At 69.4% G+C, this 15,741-nt stretch carries 19 protein-coding genes; 11 read left to right on the top strand and 8 right to left on the bottom strand.

Features of this window, described 5'->3' with window-relative positions; all coding sequences use genetic code 11:
* Positions 1-36: 36 nt before the first annotated feature.
* The 3 genes from LXM64_RS15880 to LXM64_RS15870 are packed head-to-tail and all read left to right on the top strand — an operon-like array spanning position 37 to position 2,497.
* The gene (locus LXM64_RS15880) at positions 37-891 is read left to right on the top strand and encodes an ABC transporter substrate-binding protein (protein WP_234074060.1); all 855 of its coding nucleotides are present in this window, start codon (positions 37-39) and stop codon (positions 889-891) included.
* A gap of 2 nt (positions 892-893) precedes the next feature.
* A complete protein-coding gene (locus tag LXM64_RS15875) occupies positions 894-1,754 on the top strand; it encodes an amino acid ABC transporter permease (protein WP_234074059.1) in 861 nt (286 codons plus the stop codon).
* Positions 1,751-2,497, top strand: a complete 747-nt coding sequence (locus LXM64_RS15870; protein ID WP_234074058.1) for an amino acid ABC transporter ATP-binding protein — start codon at positions 1,751-1,753, stop codon at positions 2,495-2,497. Before LXM64_RS15875 ends, LXM64_RS15870 begins: the two co-directional genes overlap by 4 nt.
* A gap of 18 nt (positions 2,498-2,515) precedes the next feature.
* Here the strand turns inward: LXM64_RS15870 and LXM64_RS15865 are convergent, their stop codons facing one another.
* Positions 2,516-3,577: a hypothetical protein gene (locus tag LXM64_RS15865; protein WP_234074057.1), complete on the bottom strand. Its 1,062-nt coding sequence runs from the start codon at positions 3,575-3,577 to the stop codon at positions 2,516-2,518.
* Positions 3,574-4,563 (bottom strand): hypothetical protein, encoded by a 990-nt coding sequence (locus LXM64_RS15860; RefSeq protein WP_234074056.1) that lies wholly within the window; start codon positions 4,561-4,563, stop codon positions 3,574-3,576. Before LXM64_RS15860 ends, LXM64_RS15865 begins: the two co-directional genes overlap by 4 nt.
* 189 nt (positions 4,564-4,752) lie before the next feature.
* On the opposite strand from LXM64_RS15860, the gene rpsF reads away from it, so the two are divergent.
* The 4 genes from rpsF to rplI are packed head-to-tail and all read left to right on the top strand — an operon-like array spanning position 4,753 to position 6,379.
* The gene (gene rpsF, locus LXM64_RS15855) at positions 4,753-5,109 is read left to right on the top strand and encodes a 30S ribosomal protein S6 (RefSeq protein ID WP_137419238.1); all 357 of its coding nucleotides are present in this window, start codon (positions 4,753-4,755) and stop codon (positions 5,107-5,109) included.
* A 5-nt stretch (positions 5,110-5,114) separates the two neighbouring features.
* The gene (locus tag LXM64_RS15850; protein ID WP_234074055.1) at positions 5,115-5,633 is read left to right on the top strand and encodes a single-stranded DNA-binding protein; all 519 of its coding nucleotides are present in this window, start codon (positions 5,115-5,117) and stop codon (positions 5,631-5,633) included.
* 27 nt (positions 5,634-5,660) lie between these two features.
* Positions 5,661-5,915 carry a 30S ribosomal protein S18 gene (gene rpsR / locus LXM64_RS15845; RefSeq protein ID WP_137418536.1) on the top strand — a complete coding sequence of 85 codons (255 nt, stop codon included), beginning with the start codon at positions 5,661-5,663 and terminating at the stop codon, positions 5,913-5,915.
* Positions 5,916-5,926: 11 nt separating this feature from the next.
* Positions 5,927-6,379: a 50S ribosomal protein L9 gene (gene rplI, locus LXM64_RS15840; protein ID WP_137418537.1), complete on the top strand. Its 453-nt coding sequence runs from the start codon at positions 5,927-5,929 to the stop codon at positions 6,377-6,379.
* A gap of 64 nt (positions 6,380-6,443) precedes the next feature.
* Here the strand turns inward: rplI and LXM64_RS15835 are convergent, their stop codons facing one another.
* Entirely contained in the window at positions 6,444-8,015 is a 1,572-nt protein-coding gene (locus LXM64_RS15835) for a beta strand repeat-containing protein (protein ID WP_234074054.1), read from the bottom strand.
* Between the two features lie 97 nt (positions 8,016-8,112).
* Complete coding sequence (locus tag LXM64_RS15830) at positions 8,113-9,144, bottom strand: hypothetical protein (RefSeq protein ID WP_234074053.1); 1,032 nt, start codon at positions 9,142-9,144, stop codon at positions 8,113-8,115.
* A 550-nt stretch (positions 9,145-9,694) separates the two neighbouring features.
* Here LXM64_RS15830 and dnaB point away from each other — a divergent pair.
* Entirely contained in the window at positions 9,695-11,059 is a 1,365-nt protein-coding gene (gene dnaB, locus LXM64_RS15825) for a replicative DNA helicase (protein WP_137418539.1), read from the top strand.
* A gap of 20 nt (positions 11,060-11,079) precedes the next feature.
* Here the strand turns inward: dnaB and soxR are convergent, their stop codons facing one another.
* Entirely contained in the window at positions 11,080-11,538 is a 459-nt protein-coding gene (soxR, locus tag LXM64_RS15820) for a redox-sensitive transcriptional activator SoxR (RefSeq protein ID WP_234074052.1), read from the bottom strand.
* 37 nt (positions 11,539-11,575) lie between these two features.
* Between soxR and LXM64_RS15815 the strand changes: the two genes are divergently transcribed.
* Positions 11,576-12,994, top strand: coding sequence for an MFS transporter (locus LXM64_RS15815; RefSeq protein WP_234074051.1), 1,419 nt, complete (start codon positions 11,576-11,578; stop codon positions 12,992-12,994).
* A 35-nt stretch (positions 12,995-13,029) separates the two neighbouring features.
* Here the strand turns inward: LXM64_RS15815 and LXM64_RS15810 are convergent, their stop codons facing one another.
* Both LXM64_RS15810 and LXM64_RS15805 read right to left on the bottom strand, forming a co-directional pair.
* Entirely contained in the window at positions 13,030-13,608 is a 579-nt protein-coding gene (locus tag LXM64_RS15810; protein ID WP_234074050.1) for a hypothetical protein, read from the bottom strand.
* 55 nt (positions 13,609-13,663) lie between these two features.
* Positions 13,664-14,230, bottom strand: coding sequence for a GNAT family N-acetyltransferase (locus LXM64_RS15805; protein ID WP_234074049.1), 567 nt, complete (start codon positions 14,228-14,230; stop codon positions 13,664-13,666).
* A 46-nt stretch (positions 14,231-14,276) separates the two neighbouring features.
* Between LXM64_RS15805 and LXM64_RS15800 the strand changes: the two genes are divergently transcribed.
* A complete protein-coding gene (locus LXM64_RS15800) occupies positions 14,277-14,855 on the top strand; it encodes a TetR/AcrR family transcriptional regulator (RefSeq protein ID WP_234074048.1) in 579 nt (192 codons plus the stop codon).
* 17 nt (positions 14,856-14,872) lie between these two features.
* Here the strand turns inward: LXM64_RS15800 and LXM64_RS15795 are convergent, their stop codons facing one another.
* On the bottom strand, positions 14,873-15,274 hold the full coding sequence (locus LXM64_RS15795; protein WP_234074047.1) for a DoxX family protein: 402 nt from the start codon (positions 15,272-15,274) through the stop codon (positions 14,873-14,875).
* Between the two features lie 95 nt (positions 15,275-15,369).
* Between LXM64_RS15795 and LXM64_RS15790 the strand changes: the two genes are divergently transcribed.
* A complete protein-coding gene (locus tag LXM64_RS15790; RefSeq protein WP_234074046.1) occupies positions 15,370-15,654 on the top strand; it encodes a putative quinol monooxygenase in 285 nt (94 codons plus the stop codon).
* Positions 15,655-15,741: the final 87 nt, after the last annotated feature.

Below are 15,741 nucleotides of genomic sequence, written 5' to 3'. Positions count from 1 at the left end.
CCGACCCGACACCCCCTCTTCCTGCTTGGAGTCCCCGTGATCACGACCTCCCGCCTCCGGCGCCTGACCGTCGGCGCCGCCCTCGGCGCCGTCGCAGCGCTCGCCCTGACCGCCTGTGCCTTCGCGGGGGAGTCCGCTCCGGCCGCATCCGAGGACGGATCGCTTCCCACCCTCACCGCGGGCAAGCTCACCATCGCGACCGGTGAGCCCGCGTACGACCCCTGGATCGTCGACAACGACCCCTCCAACCAGAAGGGCTTCGAGTCGGCCGTCTCCTACGCGCTCGCGGAGAAGCTCGGCTTCTCGGCCGACGACGTCGTGTGGGTGCGTTCCACGTTCGACAGCGCGATCGCGCCCGGACCCAAGGACTGGGATCTCAACATCCAGCAGTTCTCGGTGACCGACGAGCGCAAGCAGGCCGTCGACTTCTCGTCGCCGTACTACACGACCTCGCAGGCCGTCGTCACCTCCGACAGCTCGGCCGCGGCGAACGCGACCACGATCGACGAGCTCAAGGGGTACACGGTCGGCGTCATGAGCGGCACGACCAGCTACACCGTCGCCGCCGAGGAGCTCGGCACCGACAAGCTCAGCGTCTTCAACAACAACGACGACGTCGTGCTCGCGTTCCAGTCCGGCCAGATCGACGCGTTCGTGATCGACCTGCCCACCGCCTTCTACCTCGCCAACGCCGAGCTCGACGGCGGCAAGATCCTCGGTCAGTTCGCCGACACGACCGGCGGCGACCAGCTCGCCTACGTGCTGCCGAAGGGGTCCGAGCTCACCGATCCGGTCTCGAAGGCGCTCGACGAGCTCCGCGCGGACGGCACGCTCGACGAACTGCAGAAGACCTGGCTCAGCGAAGCCGTCGACGTTCCAGTCCTCGGCTGAACATGACCACGACCGACGCCGCGTGGCAGCCGAGCGAGCTCGAGCTCGCCCGGCGCGCCACGCGGCGCCGGCAGTCCACGAGATCGGTGCTGATCGCCCTCGCCAGCACCGTCGTCTTCGTGGCCGTCATCGGCTACGCGATCGTCTCCAGCCCCGGCTGGGAGGACGTGCGCCGCAGCTTCTTCGACGTAGACATCGCGCTCGCCGCCTTCCCGTCTGTGCTCGCCGGGCTGTGGGTCAACATCCAGGTGCTGCTGGTGGCCGCCCTCGCCGTCGCCGTGATCGGCACGCTGCTCGCCGTGATGCGCTCGCTGCGCGGCCCGGTGTTCTTCCCGCTCCGGGCCCTCGCCACCCTCTACACCGACCTCTTCCGCGGGATGCCGCTGCTGATCGTGCTGTACCTCGTCGGGTTCGGCATCCCCGCCCTCGGCATCTTCGGTCGCGTGCCGGTGGTGCTCTGGGGCACGATCGCGATCGTGCTCACCTATTCGGCGTATGTCGCCGAGGTGCTGCGCGCGGGTATGGAGGCGGTGCATCCCTCGCAGCGCATCGCCGCCCGCTCCCTCGGCCTCAGCCACGCGCAGACCCTGCGCATCGTCGTCATCCCGCAGGGCGTGCGCAAGGTCGTGCCCGCTCTCATGAACGACTTCGTGTCGATGCAGAAGGATGTGGGACTCATCTCCGTCCTGGGTGCCGTCGATGCCGTGCGCGCCGCCCAGATCCAGGTGGCCGCCACCTACAACTTCACTCCGTACATCGTCGCGGGGCTCCTGTTCGTCGCCATGAGCCTGCCGATGATCCGTCTCACCGACTGGGTCTCGGCCCGCCTCGCCCGCCGCGAGCAGACCGGGGGTGTCGTGTGAGCGTTCTCGACGTCATCGGCGTACGCAAGGACTTCGGCGACCACCAGGTGCTGCGCGGGATCGACCTGAGCCTGGCCCAGCATGAGGTCGTGGTGCTCATCGGCGCATCCGGTTCGGGCAAGTCGACGCTGCTGCGCACGATCAACCTCATCGAGAGGGTCGACGACGGCCGCATCCTGCTCAGCGGCGACGACATCACCGACCCCACGGTCGATCAGGATGCGGTGCGCGCTCGCATCGGTGTCGTGTTCCAGCACTTCAATCTCTTCCCGCACCTGCGCGTGATCGACAACGTCACCCTGGCTGCGCGTCGCGTGCACGGCGTGCCGCGCGAGCAGGCGCGTGCGCGCGGCATGGAACTGCTCGAGACGCTGGGGCTCGGGGCGAAGGCGCGCGAGTTCCCCGACCGTCTCTCGGGCGGTCAGCAGCAGCGCGTCGCGATCGTGCGCGCGATCATGACCGATCCCGAACTCCTGCTGCTGGACGAGATCACCAGCGCGCTCGACCCGCAGCTCGTCGGCGAGGTGCTCGATCTGGTGCGCGAGCTCAAGACCCGAGGCTCCACCATCCTGATGGCGACGCACGAGATGTCGTTCGCGCGGGAGGTGGCCGACCGCATCGTGTTCATGCAGGGCGGCACGATCATCGAGCAGGGAACGCCCGCGCAGGTGTTCGACGCCCCGCAGCATCCCGAGACGATCCGGTTCCTCGAGCGCGAACGTCGCGGCGGCGCCCTCGCCTGAGCCCGTGCAGCGCGGGGCTCAGCGGGGGAGGGAGAACAGGAAGACGAGCCCCAGCACGTAGGCGCCGACGAAAGCCGCCAGGATGAGCAGGCCCTTCACGAGTTCCCGCTTCTGGCGCAGACGCCGACCGCCGGCGGCGACGGCGGGCGGTGGGGTGATCAGCGGAGGCAGCGGCTCGTCGGATGCGGTCTCGGGCAGCTTGTCGTCGCGCCAACGCGTCCATCGGTCGAGCTTCTGAGTGACGGCATCGACGGTGGTCATGAGCCACGTCCAGGTTGCGGGGTCCGTGGTGACCAGGGGACGCTTCGCGTACAGGAAGAACCAGTCGTCGACGATCTCGACGTCCAGTTGGGCAGCATGATCGATGAGCCGCGCCATGATGTCCGGCGTGAAGAGGTAGAGCGCGTCGCGTTCATAACCTTCGGGGCAGTACAGCGCGAAGTACTGGTCGAACGCGCCCTCGAGGCTCAGGCGCTGTTCAGGGCCGAGCGTGACGGGCAGGTTGGACTGACCCCACAGGCCGTTGTTGCCCAGAGCGTCGAGCACGATGTTCGGCAACGCGGTATCGAGCTTGATCGCCACGTAGCCCCAGTGGTATTTCGCACCCCGTTGGTTCGAGTAGCGGTAGTTCGCGAACTCGACGAAGCGGCCGCTTTCGCGGCGCAGGACGGGGAAGGCCGCGCGGAACTTCCCGCGGTGGAAGATGACGCCCGGAAGATCGCGGTCGATCTCCTTCCACTCGTTGACGAGACCGTTGGACCGCGCGAACATGTCGGTCCGGTACTTGAAAACGTGATGCCGCTCGACAGCCTCGCCCGACAATCTCCATCCGCCGGCAGCGAGCAGCAGGGCGCCGAGCAACGGCAGCACTCCCCACAGCAGTGTGAACTCCAGGGACTCTCCCACGAGACCGAGGAAGATTGCGAAGAGCGCGAAGGCGGTCCCGCCCACCCCGAGCAGCATCATCACGTTGCCGAGGGCTCCGTCGTCGGGCCCCGTCCTGGTGGGATTCCTGCGGGTGAACTCCTTCAGCTCGGCGGGGTTGACCGGAGCGGTGAGCGGCGTCGTGTCGAGGGTCATCGGTTCACCGCGTCCGCGTCCCACTGCAGCGACGAGCCCGCAGGCAGCGGGAGGGCTTCGAGCGCGGGGTCGGCGCACAGAGCCTCGATCAGCTCCGCGTCGCCGCCGACGATGGTGGAGTCGAAGTCCACCTCGGTCGCGAGCACCCAGGACCTGTCCGAGGGCCACATGAGCGACGGGGATGCGGCGAACTGGGCGAATCCGGCGCGCTCCATCTCCGCATCGCGCCAGGGCACCTCGTGCGGCCACGTCGGATCGGCGAAGACGTCCAGGGGTCCCCAGAACAGCACGTAGTCGCGGCCGGGCAGGGACAGTCGAGGTCCCCGCGAGACGGCGTCGTCGAGGATGCCGGGCTGCCAGCTCTCCTTCGCGTACGGGCGGTTGAAGGGGTCCTGCATCGCGTGGGCGAGCATCTCCTGGTGCCGCTCGAGGTCCGGCTCGTCGGACGAGGAGGAGAGGAACGCCCGCGTCGGCGCAATCCCGAGATGGCCGACCAGGCCGCCCCAGCCCTCCCACACGGCGGCGTAGCCGACGGCGGTGCCGCGGGCGGCGAGGTGCCGGCCGATCGCGGCGAGGGTCGCCGCATCCAGCTCGCCCTCGCGCGGGGCGTCGTACTCCCACCCGTCGTCGGAGCGCGAGCGCGCGCCGTACACGGGGCCGTCGACCGGTGCGCGGCCGACCAGCGCGCCCCACTGCGCGGTCGGGTGGAGTTCGGTGCCGAAGGATGCGGCGGCGTCGCGCCACCGGGCGGCCTCGGTCTCGATCTCGGGCTGGGCGTCGGCGAAGGCGTCCCACGCGCGGCGGTGCTCGTCCTGCGGGAGCGGCGGCCACGCCATCCCGACCGGACGCGAGCGCGTCGTCGGGTGGAACACGCGGGCGTAGGCCGCGAAGCCGCGGGGAACGACGTCGTGCATCGTTCCCCGCCAGGGATCGTCCGTCCGCTCGCGCAGCCAATCGCCGACAGAGACGTCCGGGGTCCACTCCATGCGGCCACGCTACCGGCCGCGATGCGGCCCGGATGCGGCGGCGGGCCGCATCCGCTAGACTTCTGAGGTTGTCTGGATACCTCTGTGTCCCGGCACGTGCATTACACCCTCCTGCTACCGGGAAGTGCCCGGTAGCCGTTCTAGTCCGAAGGAGGTGGGTTAGTGACGCACTCGCACCAGTACGAGCTCATGGTCATCTTCGACCCCGAGATCGACGAGCGTCAGGTTGCCCCCAACCTCGACAAGTTCCTGAAGGTCATCACCAACGATGGCGGTTCGGTGGACAAGGTCGATGTCTGGGGCCGTCGTCGTCTCGCGTACGAGATCCAGAAGAAGTCCGAGGGCATCTACGCCGTCGTCAACTTCGTCGCCACCAGCGAGGCCACGCAGGAGCTCGACCGTCAGCTGAAGCTGAACGAGTCGATCCTTCGCACCAAGGTTCTCCGTGCCGAAGAGGCGATCGCTCAGGTCGCCGCCGAAGCCAAGCGCTCCGAGGAGAAGGCAGCCCGCAAGGCCGCCGCTCCCGCGAAGGCAGCGAAGGCCTAAGGCTCATGGCCGGCGAAACCGTCATCACCGTCGTGGGTAACCTCACGGCCGATCCCGAACTGCGTTACACGCAGAACGGGCTCCCCGTCGCGAACTTCACGATCGCCTCCACGCCGCGCAATTTCGATCGCGCGTCGGGTGAATGGAAGGACGGCGAAGCGCTGTTCCTTCGTGCATCGGTGTGGCGTGAGTTCGCCGAGCACGTTGCGGGTTCGCTGACCAAGGGAAGCCGCGTCATCGCGACCGGCCGCCTGAAGCAGCGCTCCTACCAGGACCGTGAGGGCAACAACCGCACCTCCATCGAGCTCGAGGTCGACGAGATCGGCCCGAGCCTGCGCTACGCCACCGCCCAGGTGACGCGCGCGGCCGGTGGCAACAGCGGTGGTGGCGGCGGACAGTCGCGTGCCCAGGTCGCCGACGAGCCGTGGGCGACCCCCGGCTCGCCTGCCGGCGGCAACAACACGGCGAACGGTGCCGACGCATGGGGCGCCCCCGGCGCCTACGGCGACGACACCCCGTTCTGACAACACACTTCTTCTTAAGGAAACAACATGGCTGGAAAGTCGAGCGGCGACCGCCGCAAGCCGCGGAAGGGCGCGAAGAACGCTGCTCCCGCGAAGGCGATCCGCGTCGGCGTCATTGACTACAAGGACGTCGCCACGCTTCGCAAGTTCATCTCGGAGCGTGGAAAGATCCGCGCCCGTCGTATCACCGGTGTCTCGGTGCAGGAGCAGCGTCTGATCGCCCGCGCGATCAAGAACGCCCGTGAAATGGCGCTCCTGCCCTACGCTGGCGCAGGCCGGTAAGGGGTACCGACATGGCAAAGCTGATTCTCACGAACGAGGTCACCGGGCTCGGTAGCGCCGGTGACGTGGTCGAGGTCAAGAACGGGTACGCCCGCAACTACCTCATCCCCCAGGGCTTCGCTGTCGCGTGGACCCGTGGTGGCGAGAAGCAGGTCGCGTCGATCCGCGCCGCCCGCGAGGCTCGCGCGATCCACGACCACGAGGACGCCGTCGCACTGAAGAACGCTCTCGAGGCCGACAAGGTCAAGCTCACCGTCAAGGCGGGCGCTGAGGGTCGTCTGTTCGGCTCGGTCAAGACCGAGGACGTCGCCAACGCTGTCAAGACCGCCGGCATCGGCGAGATCGACAAGCGCAAGGTGCAGTTCACGTCGCCGATCAAGTCGGTGGGTGTGCACGAGGCCACGGTTCGTCTGCGCGACGACGTGACCGCCGTGATCTCCCTCCAGGTGGTCGCCGCGAAGTAACGCCTTCGGGCATGCCGGATGGCGGGGAGTCGATGAGACTCCCCGCCATCCGCCGTTTCCACCCTCAGATCTGAGCGTGACGGCGGCGGGCGATCAGCGCGATGAGCGCGCCGAACCCTGCCAGGAGGAAGGCGCCGAGCGCGAGGCCCGCCACATCCGCTCCGCCCGTCGTCGCGAGGGATCCGTCAGCCGTCCGGGCGCCGGCGCTGACGACGCCGGTCACCGCAGCGGGGCTTCCGTTCGCACCGGGCGTTCCCGGGGTGCCGGGGGTACCAGGCGTTCCAGGCGTTCCGGGCTCACCAGGAGTTCCGGGCTCACCAGGAGTTCCGGGCTCACCAGGCGTTCCGGGCTCACCAGGCGTTCCGGGCTCACCAGGCGTACCGGGCTCACCGGGCGTACCGGGCTCACCAGGCGTGCCGGGCTCGCCGGGGGTTCCCGGCGTGGTTCCCGGGTTCTCGGTGGTCGAGTCTCCGGTCACCGAGATGGCGTTGCCGCCGAGGGTGATCGGCGCCGTGATGGGAAGGCCCAGCTGCGTCCCGCCGAGGATCCCGTCCTCACCCGAGGTGAGCGCCGGGACCGTGCCGTTGCCGGTCGGAGCGACCGTCTCGGCGTCAGTGGAGGTGCTGTCGCCCGTCAGCGAGATGGCGTTGCCGCCCGCCGTGACGGGAGCGGTGATCGGTGCGAGCACCTGCGTGCCGCCGAGGATGCCGTCGGTGCCGTCGGTCATCGCGCCGTCGGTGCCGCCGGTGCCGGTGGTGCCGGCCGCCGTGGCGGCGTCGGTCGTGGTGCTGTCTCCGGTGAGGGAGATGGCGTTGCCGCCGACCGTGACCGGTGCGGTGACGGGTGCGACGACCTGGGTGCCGCTGACGGCACCGTCGGAGCCGCCGGTCATCGCGCCGTCGGTGCTGCCCGAACCGGTGGACGCGGGTGCCGTGGCGGCATCGGTGGTGGTGCTGTCCCCGGTGAGGGAGATGGCGTTGCCGCCCACGGTCACGGGAGCCGCGATCGGGGCGACCGCCTGCGTGCCGCCGAGGATGCCGTCGGTGCCGTCCGTCATCGCGCCGCCCGCGCTACCCGAGCCGGTGGATGCGGGTGCCGTGGCGGCGTCGCTGCTCGTGCTGTCGCCGAGCAGCGAGATGGCGTTGCCGCCGACCGTGACCGGGGCGGTGACGGGTGCGACCACCTGGGTACCGCCGGCGACGCTGTCGGTTCCGTCGGTGGTGGCGGGCGATCCCGCATCCGATGTCGGCGCGGCGGGAGCCGTCTCGGCGCCGGACGACGTGCTGTCGCCGGTGAGCGAGATGCTCGTGCCGCTGACGGTGACGGGGATCGTCACATCGACCAGCGCCTGAGTGCCGCTGGCGATCCCGTCGGTGCCTGACGTCTCGTTCGAGCCCGTGCTGGCCGTGGGCGCGGCCACCTCGGTCGCCGCATCCTGCGACGCGGAGTCTCCCAGCAGGGAGATGGCGTTGCCGCTGACCGTGACGGGGACCGCCACGTTGATCAGGCCCTGGGTGCCCGAGAGCAGGCCGTCCTGCCCGTCTGTCTCGGCCGCGTTGGCGACCGTTGCTCCGGCGATGGCGATGCCGCCGCCGATGAGCGCTCCGAGGAGCACTCGCTTTGCGAATGTACGCATGATTCTGTCTCCTGATTGATCGATTCGGACCGCGCGGAAGCGCGGATGCACGCGAGCGTGCAGGGATGTGTCGCGTGCGAGACGCGACCCGAATCGGTCAGTCGGGGGCGACGTCGGTGTCGAAGACCGGGGAGGAGGGAAGATCATCGTCGCCGTCGCGGGGAGCGACGGCCGAGCCTGCAGCACCAGGCCACGCGGAGCCGTTCACCCATCCGAGGGCGAAGCTCAGCGGGCCGGACGAGGAGCCCGAGGAAGACGAGCCAGAGGGCGCAGAGCCCTCCCACGGAGCGGAGTGTCCGGGCAACGGCGGTGCGCCGAAGAGATCCAGGCTGCGGGCGGGCGCGGCCGCACTCGGCGTGGCGAACGCGGCTCCGCCGGCTCCCGCGACGCTCGCATAGCGCGCGTCCACCGTTGCTGTCAGAGCCGCCACGAGGGCTGCGGTGGCCGCTTCCTGCGTCGGGCGAGGACTCGGACCGGGCGCGGGCACCTGATCCGTGCCCGGAATGGGAACGGACGGGACGATTCCCCCGCTCGTCGGGTGACCGGGCGTGCCAATGACGGTGCCGACCGTGTCGTCCACCGAACCGACCACACCGGGAACAGCGCCGACCACGTCGGAAACGACGCCCACCACGCTCGGAAGGTCGATCGCGCCGACGACGTCGGAGACGACGGGAACCGGCTGCACGATCCCACCCACCCCGTCGACGACCGGCTGCACGACGTCGGTGACGACGGGCTGCACGATCTCTGTGACGACGGGTTGCACGATCTCCGTGACGACGGGCTCGACGACGGGCTGAAGCTCCGGGACGACCTCGGGCACGTAGGCGACGGTGTCCGACACGGCGGTCGTCACGGTCGAGACCGTCTGCGAGGCCGCATCCGTCACGGGGGCGACGGGCGGAAGGATGTCGCCGACCGCGCCCGTGGTCGCGCCGACGAGGTCTGACGCCGCGCCTGTGACGCCGCCCACGAGCCCGATGAGGCCGCCGCGATCGTCGTCGTCCGCGTGCGCGGGGGAGGTGGAGGTCAGCACGGAGACGCCCGCCCAGAGCAGGCCGACGCCGGCGGCGAGCAGGAGAATCCGGCCCACGCGTCGCGGTGATCCGTTCACTGACTCGTCCACGTCACCCCCTGTGCGTCATCGGCAGGCCAGTTGTGCCCGGCAACTTACTGGTAGGCGGGTCTGACGTGAGGGGGCTTGCGCAATGGAGGCAAACGTGGCAGGCGCCAGCGTGCCGAACTCCTCATCCCAAGACCGGACCTGTGCACAACTCAGGTCGATTCGCAACCTTAAAGCAGGACTTCAACCACATGACATTCCGCAGGTGTGGGTAACGCGAAATCCCAGATCAAGGCACTTAAAAGTGGCATCTTCGGGAGGCTGTTATCCACTTATCCACAGTATCCGTCCACAGGGTGCGCGGCGTTTCGCGCAATTTCCCCACAGGGTTATCCACAGGGCCGTTTGCATGGAGAATGGGCCGACTTTAGCGTGGGGGAGGCTTCAGAGCCGGCCCGAGAAAAGGGCCCGCGTGCGTCAGGGGAGACGCGATGTCGGAGGCGGGTGATGTGCTTACGCATCGTCCGTTTTCGCGTACGCGGGCGCGCGGAACGCGGGTCGATCACGTTCGAACAGCGACGCCTTCCGGCGCCAGAGGGGAGTGTGGGCACTCGTGTCCATCGCCGACATCCCAGCGGACCGCCTCGAGCCCCGACGCGAGTACGAACGAACGCCCCCGCATGACGTGCTCGCCGAGCAGAGCACCCTGGGCGGCATGCTCCTGTCGAAGGATGCGGTGGCCGACGTCATCGAGAGCCTGCGCGGCGCGGACTTCTATGTCCCGAAGCACGAGTTGATCTTCGAGGCCATCCTCACGCTCTACTCGCACGGCGAGCCGACCGACGTCATCGCCGTCACCGACGAGCTCATCAAGACCGGCGACCTGCAGCGCGCGGGCGGCGCCGACTACCTCCACACGCTCACCTCGATCGTTCCGACGGCGGCGAACGCCGGCTACTACGCCTCGATCGTCTCCGAGCGGGCGCTGCTGCGCCGCCTCGTCGAGGCGGGCACGCGCATCGTGCAGATGGGCTACGCCGGTCAGGGTGAGGCGACCGAGATCGTGAACTCGGCGCAGGCCGAGATCTACTCGGTGACCGGAACCGAGACCACCGAGGACTACGTGCCCCTCACGACGGCGGTGGATGCGGCCGTCGAGGAGATCGAGGCCGCCCGCGGCCGCGACGGCTCGATGACGGGTGTGCCGACGGGCTTCGCGCAGCTCGACGAGCTGACCAACGGTCTGCACGGCGGTCAGATGATCGTCGTCGCCGCCCGCCCCGCCATGGGTAAGTCGACGCTCGCGCTCGACTTCGCCCGCGCGGCCGCGATCAAGCACAACATGCCCGCGATCTTCTTCTCGCTCGAAATGGGCCGCAGCGAGATCGCGATGCGTCTGATGAGTGCCGAGGGCGCCATCCCGCTGCAGAACATGCGCAAGGGAACGCTCGACCAGCGCGACTGGACGACGGTCGCCGCCACCCGCGGCCGCATCAACGACGCGCCCCTGTACATCGACGACAGCCCCAACATGACGCTCGTCGAGATCCGCGCGAAGTGCCGCCGCCTCAAGCAGCGCGTCGGGCTCAAGATGGTCATCATCGACTATCTGCAGCTGATGACCAGCGGCAAGAAGGTCGAGTCGCGCCAGCAGGAGGTCAGCGAGTTCTCGCGCGCGCTCAAGCTGCTCGCGAAGGAGCTGCAGGTTCCCGTCATCGCGCTGTCGCAGCTGAACCGTGGATCCGAGCAGCGCCAGGACAAGCGCCCTCAGGTGAGCGACCTGCGTGAGTCCGGCTCGATCGAGCAGGACGCCGACATGGTCATGCTGCTGCACCGCGACTCGGTGTACGACAAGGACGTGCGTCCCGGCGAGGCCGACCTCATCATCGCGAAGCACCGTAACGGCCCGACCGCGACGATCGAGATCGCCTTCCAGGGTCACTTCTCGCGCTTCACCGACATGGCCGCGGGGATGTAGCGGGGCGGTTCTCGTTCCGATCAGCGCCCCGCGTCCTCGTCCGCCCACAGGCGGGGGCCGGCGCCGTCGCTCGCGAGGGCGTCAGCGGGGTTCTGCAGAGCACAGGTCCGCAGACTCAGGCAGCCGCAGCCCATACAGCCGGTCAGGTCGTTGCGCAGACGTTCGAGTGAGCGGATGCGGCTGTCGAGCTCTTCGCGCCACATCCGGGACAGGCGGGCCCAGTCCTTCTTCGTCGGCGTGCGGCCTTCCGGAAGCGAGTCGAGCGCGGTGCGGATGTCCGCGAGAGGAACGCCGACGCGCTGTGAGACGCGGATGAAGGCGATACGACGAAGCACGTCCCGGCGGTAGCGACGCTGGTTGCCCGCGCTCCGCTCGCTCGTGATGAGACCCTGCCGCTCGTAGAAATGCAGCGTCGAGACCGCGACGCCGCTCCGCCGGGCGACGTCGCCGACACCGAGGACGGGAGCATGCGCGGTCATTTGACCTCAACCTTAGTTGAGGTCCTAGCTTGGCGACATGACTTCCCCCCACCGCGACGACCCGCGCGACGCTGCGGTCTCAGCAACCATTCCACCCGCATCCGAGGGGAGCCGGCGGACGGCGGGGGTGCTCGACCCGGCGTACCGGTGGGTGAGCATCGGCCTGTTCCTCATCGTGATGCTCGACGCGTTCGTCGCGCTCGGCGTCACCACGATGATGCCGACGGTCAGTCAGGAACTGGACGGAGCCGGGCTGTACGCCTTCGCCTTCGCCGGGCCGATCGCGGTGAGCGTCGTCGGGATGGTGCTCGCCGGCATCTGGTCCGACAGGGGCAACCCGCGTCATGCGCTCATCGTCTCCGTGATCATCTTCGCCGCCGGGCTCATGGTGGTGGCGCTGGCGCCGAGCATGTGGGCCTTCGTCACCGGTCGTCTCGTGCACGGCCTGGCGGGCGGGGCGATCACGGTGGCCCTGTACGTCATCGTCGCCCGGGTCTACCCCGAGGCGCTGAGACCGAGGGTCTTCGCGGGGTTCGCGGCCGCCTGGGTGATCCCCTCCCTCATCGGGCCCGTCATCGCGGGCGTGCTCGCCGAGACGGTCGGATGGCGCTGGGTGTTCCTGGGGGTCGTGGTGCTCGTGCTCCTGGCCCTGCTGATCGTCATCCCCGCGATGCGCGACGTGCGCGGGCCGGCGGACCGAGCCGTGCTCGGCCGCGCGGAAGCCGTGCGGGTCGGTCTGGCCGTGATCGTCGCGTCGGGTGCCCTCGTCATCGCCCTCGCGGCCGAGTCGCGTGGAGTGATCCAGTGGCTCGTGCCGATCATCGCGGCCGCCATCGCGCTCGTCGCCCTTCGCCCCCTGCTGCCGGTGGGGACATCGCTCGCCCGTCGGGGGCTCCCCAGCGTCGTGCTCATGCGCGCCCTCGTCGCCGCCATCTTCTTCGCGGCGGAGATCTACGTTCCCTTGCTCCTGGTCTCGCAGTACGGCACCTCGGCTGCGGTCGCCGGGCTCGCGCTCACCGTCGCTGCCCTGAGCTGGTCGGCAGCATCCTGGGTGCAGGGTCGACTCCCGAGCATCAGTCACGTCGTCGCCGCCCGGCTCGGCACGCTCGGCCTCACCATCGGCGTCGCGTCCCTCCTCGTCGTGGCGGCGACGCGAGCCTCACCCATCGTTGTCGTGGTCGGGTGGGCGTTCGCCGGCGCGGGGATCGGGCTGATCTACCCTCGGCTCGGCGTGCTCGCCCTCGAGTACTCGACGACAGCGAACCAGGGCTTCAACAGCTCCGCGCTGACCATCGCGGAAGCGACCGCCTCCGCCGTCGCCGTCGCTGCCACCGCGATCGTGTTCTCCGCCTTCGGAGGTGCCGCGTCGCCCCGCTCGTTCGCGGCCGCCTTCGTCGTCGTGGGGGCACTGTGCGCGCTCGCCTGGCTGTGCTCACCGCGCATCGTGCGACGCTAGCGCTGCCTCCCCGGGTCACGCCGCGGAGGGTGGACTCAGGAAACCCAGAAGCCCAAGGTGCAGAGGAGGCGCGTCTCCTCGTCGGCGTCCGCCGGCGGCTCCATGGGCGGTGGGAAAACGCCCCACTGCCGCCATTCGTCGGCGTGCGGGGTGACGTGCTCGTTCAACCCGGCGATCAGCTCGGAGGAGAGGTGGAACGGGATGCCGAAGTGCTTCGCGATCGAGTACGCCTGGAAGGCGCGGTAGGTCGCGAGGTGCGCGAAGCCTTCGTCGGCCGGGTAGTCCCCGTAGGTGAAGCGGAAGGTCTCGGCGATGTCGCCGGATCGCACCGCAGCCGTCGCCGTGTCGTTGAGGGCGTCATAGGAGGCGACGGGGGAGTCGCCGAGCAGATCGACGTCGGCGTACGGGTCGCCGTCCGCGGCTGCGCGGCCGGCGAGGATATCGGGAATCCAGGCTTCGTCGTACGCATGTCGGCCGAGGATACCGAGCAATGTGGGCGACTCGAGCTGGCTCCACTCCTTCGGCACGGGGGCGGAGAAGTCGGCGGGATCGAGCTGATCGATGACCTCGCGCAGCGCGGCATCGGCGTGCAGGAAGAGTTCGGCTGGAGTCATGGCGATGACGGTACTCCGGGGGTCCCGCATCGACCAGAGCCGGAGCACCGTTCCCTCACTCGATGACTCGCGCCTCGCGGCGCGAGAGATGCTCGGAGCGCAGGACGGCCCACACCTGCTTGTCGTGGAAGGCGCCACCGTTCCGCCAGGCGCCGCGGAGGGTGGCTTCATGCCGCATCCCCACGCGTTCTGCGACAGCCGCGCTTCGCACGTTGTCGGCACGACACCGCCACTCGGCGCGGTTCAGTCCGCGTTCGAGCAGGGCCCAGTCGAGGAGTGTGGCCACCGCACGCGTGACGAGTCCTCGGCCCTCGGCGGCCGGTTCGAGCCAGCATCCGATCTCGCAGACTCCGGCGGCAGCGCTGAAGCTCACGAACATCACGCCGCCGCGCAGCACGCCGTCGACCCAGATCCCGTACAGACGCCCACCGTCAGCGGCGGCCGAGTTCGCATAGCGGGCGAGGGTCGCGGCGGCGCCCTCGACGGAATCCGTGACGAACGACGGCCCCACCCACGGACGGATGAACTCGCGCGCCCGGTCGAGATGGTCGGCGAACTCGTCGGCCTGCCAGATCTCGAGGGGGCTCAGATAGGCGGTCGCATCGAGCTCGTGTCGGAACATGGGACCAGCGTTGCATAACGACTGTTATGTCGTCCAGACTGAGCGGGTGGCGGGATCGGATGCGTACCGGCAGCGGCGCGAGGACGTTGCGGCGGCGGTGTGGCGTGTCCTCGACCAGGCCGGCTTCGCGGGCCTGTCGATGCGCGCGGTCGCCCGCGAACTCGACGCGACCACCGGCATCGTGACGCACTACTTCCCGTCGAAGCGGGAGCTGACGAGTTTCGCGCTCGAACTGCTCGCCGAACGCTCGGGCGCGCGGGAGCGTCCCGCCACCACCCGAGGGCCCGCGGATCTCCGGTCCGCGCTCCTCGACATGCTCCCGCTCGACGACATCTCGCAGACGTCGAACCGCATCTGGATCTCCTCGTGGGACGCCGCCCTCGCCGACGAGGGCCACGCCGCCGAGCACGCCGAGCGCTACCGGGCCAGCAGGGCCAAGGTCGCCGGCCTCGTCGCCGAGTTCCTCCCCGAAAGCGAGCGCGACGACGAACGGGTCGACCGCGTCACCGAGACCCTGCACTCGTTCGTGCTCGGACTGACGGTTCAAGCGGTGCTCGATCCGTCGGCGTACCCGCCGGAACGTCAGGTCACGCTGCTCGACGGGATCCTCAGCGACCTCGGGTAGGCGCTCCGACCGGATCGTCAGCGCGAGCGACCGAGTGCCCGCTGAATCAGCGTGACCTGAAGCGGCAGCCGCGCCAGCGACACCGCGAACGCCGCCCACGCCTTCAGGGTGCGTCGGCGGCGAGCCCGGCGTCCCAGGTCGATGCTCATCTGCGCGTTCGCGGGCCAGACGGCGGCGAGCACCACCGCGCTCACGCGGCCTGCGGCCACACGAGTCGTCGGGACGGCGAGGCCGACGGCGCACGCGAGCTCGGCGACGCCCGAAACCAGCACCAGCGCCTTGTCCCAGCGCCGAAGTGCGCGCGGGATGATCGGTGTGAAGACGCTGGGCCGGACGAGATGGACGACGCCCGACACCGCGAACGGAACCATCACCGTCCACGGGATGGTGGCGGTGGGCTTTTTCGCGCGACGGGTCATCAGGCCATTGTGCGGCTGCTCGCCCGGGATCGGGAGCGGAACTCGGCAAGACACCTCGACTCGTCGCCATCCCTGCCTGCAGCCAGAATGTACGGATGCCTCGCATCCAGCTCACCGGGACCCTGATCTGCGCGAACGAGGAGCAGGCGGCCATCGTCGTGAGTCACCTGCCGCGCCACATCGAGCTCACGCGGGCGGAGACGGGCTGCATCCGGTTCGATGTGATGTCCACGGCCGACCCGCTGGTGTGGGATGTGGCGGAGCTGTTCGCCACGGAGGAGGCGTTCCGCGCGCACCAGGAGCGCGTCGCGGCGAGCGAGTGGGGCAGCGCGACCGCGGGGATCGAGCGGAAGTACGTGATCGCGGAACTCGCCGACTGACCCCGGAGCCGCCGGCACCTGCACCGGCGTCACTCGCTCGACGTCCGCGGGCGTCGGTACGTTGAGCGAGCGGGGTGAGACGGAGCG

This window comes from Microbacterium binotii, from assembly GCF_021398715.1.
GTDB lineage: Bacteria > Actinomycetota > Actinomycetes > Actinomycetales > Microbacteriaceae > Microbacterium > Microbacterium binotii_A.
Note: the sequence above shows the minus strand (reverse complement) of the source record. Positions and strands in the feature narration are given on the sequence as shown.